This window comes from Pseudoduganella umbonata, assembly GCF_014192225.1.
In the GTDB taxonomy this organism is placed as follows: Bacteria; Pseudomonadota; Gammaproteobacteria; order Burkholderiales; family Burkholderiaceae_D; genus Rugamonas; species Rugamonas umbonata.
This window is the reverse complement of record NZ_JACHXS010000026.1, coordinates 1-2,218: the sequence shown is the minus strand read 5'-3', so window position 1 is coordinate 2,218 and position 2,218 is coordinate 1. Positions and strand designations below refer to the sequence as shown.

Sequence of the window (2,218 nt, the reverse complement as noted above, 5' to 3'; positions counted from 1 at the left end):
TGTTCGGGTTCAGGCCCTTCGGACAGACGTCCACGCAGTTCATGATCGAGTGGCAGCGGAACAGGCGGTACGGGTCTTCCAGGTTGTCCAGGCGCTGGCCGGTCGCTTCGTCGCGCGAGTCGGCGATGAAGCGGTAAGCCTGCAGCAGGCCGGCCGGGCCGACGAACTTGTCCGGATTCCACCAGAACGACGGGCACGACGTCGAGCAGCACGCGCACAGGATGCATTCGTACAGGCCGTCGAGTTCCTCGCGCTCGGCCGGCGTCTGCAGGCGTTCCTTCTCCGGCGGGATCGAATCGTTGATCAGGAACGGCTTGATCGATTCGTACTGCTTGAAGAACTGCGTCATGTCCACGATCAGGTCGCGGATCACCGGCAGGCCCGGCAGCGGGCGCAGGATGATCGGTTCCGAGAGCTCGTTCAGGTTCGTCGTGCACGCCAGGCGGTTCTTGCCGTTGACGTTCATCGCGTCCGAACCGCACACGCCTTCGCGGCACGAGCGGCGCAGCGCCAGCGAATCGTCGACGTCGGACTTGATGCGCTGCAGCGCATCGAGCAGCATCTTGTCGGTGTCCTTCAGCTCGACCGTCAGGTCCTGCATGTAAGGCTTGGCATCCTTGTCCGGATCGTAGCGGTAAATCTTGAATTTGAGAGTACGTGCCATGTTCTTGCTACCTTAGAAAGTGCGTGCTTTGGGCTTGAAGGTTTCCACCGTCAGCGGCTTGGTGACGACAGGCTTGTACTCCAGGCGGTTGCCTTGGGAGAACCACAGCGTGTGCTTCATCCAGTTTTCGTCGTCGCGGTTCGGGAAATCGCTGTGCGCATGGGCGCCGCGCGATTCCTTGCGTGCCACGGCCGACGTGATGGTCGCCTTGGCCGTCTCGATCAGGTTGTCCAGTTCCAGCGCTTCGACGCGGGCCGTGTTGAACACCTTCGACTTGTCCTTGAACGACACGTGCTTGCGGCGCTCGTCGAGCTTCATGATCTCGTCGAAGCCGGCCTTCAGCAGGTCGTCGGTACGGAACACGCCGCAGTATTTCTGCATCGTGGCGCGGATGTCGTTGGCCACGCCCTGCACCTTTTCGGAGCCGGTCGAGGTTTCCAGGCGGTTCAGGCGGTCCATCGCGAAGTCCGATGCGTCCTTCGGCAGGTCCTTGTGTTCCTTGGCCTTCAGGTTCGATGCGACGACGTGGTTGCCGGCCGCGCGGCCGAACACCACCAGGTCGAGCAGCGAGTTCGTGCCCAGGCGGTTCGCGCCGTGCACGGAGACGCAGGCGCATTCGCCGATCGCGTACAGGCCGTTGACGATCTTCTGGCCGCCATCGGCCGACGGTGCCACGACCTGGCCGTGGATGTTGGTCGGGATGCCGCCCATCTGGTAGTGAATCGTCGGCACGACCGGGATCGGTTCCTTGGTCGCATCGACGTTGGCGAACTTGTGGCCGATCTCCAGGATCGACGGCAGGCGCTTCTCGATGGTTTCCTTGCCGATGTGGCGCAGGTCGAGCAGCACGTGGTCCTTGTTCGGGCCCACGCCGCGGCCTTCCTTGATCTCCTGGTCCATCGAACGCGACACGAAGTCGCGCGGCGCCAGGTCCTTCAGGGTCGGCGCATAGCGTTCCATGAAGCGCTCGCCCTGCGAGTTGATCAGGATGCCGCCTTCGCCGCGCACGCCTTCGGTGATCAGCACGCCCGCGCCGGCCACGCCGGTCGGGTGGAACTGCCAGAATTCCATGTCCTGCAGCGGCAGGCCGGCGCGTGCCGCCATGCCCATGCCGTCGCCGGTGTTGATGAACGCGTTGGTCGATGCGGCGAAGATCCGGCCGGCACCGCCGGTGGCGAAGATCGTCGTCTTCGCCTGCAGGATCATCACGTCGCCGGTTTCCATTTCCAGCGCCACGACGCCGATCACGTCGCCTTCGGAATCGCGGATCAGGTCCAGCGCCATCCATTCGACGAAGAAGTGGGTGCGCGCGCGCACATTGCGTTGATACAGCGTATGGAGCAGCGCGTGGCCGGTACGGTCGGCCGCGGCGCAGGCGCGCTGCACGGCCTTCTCGCCGAAGTTGGCCGTGTGGCCGCCGAACGGACGCTGGTAGATCGTGCCGTCGGGATTGCGGTCGAACGGCATGCCGAAGTGTTCCAGCTCATACACGACCTTCGGTGCTTCGCGGCACATGAATTCGATCGCGTCCTGGTCGCCCAGGTAGTCGCCGCC

General features: G+C 64.0%; 2 protein-coding genes. Both read right to left on the bottom strand.

The window, feature by feature from the left end:
- Window positions 1-664 (bottom strand): succinate dehydrogenase iron-sulfur subunit (locus tag FHS02_RS31120; RefSeq protein ID WP_183444278.1); only part of this gene is annotated, 664 nt, incomplete at its 3' end.
- Window positions 665-676: 12 nt separating this feature from the next.
- On the bottom strand, window positions 677-2,218 hold a 1,542-nt coding region (gene sdhA / locus FHS02_RS31115), incomplete at its 5' end, for a succinate dehydrogenase flavoprotein subunit (protein WP_183444277.1).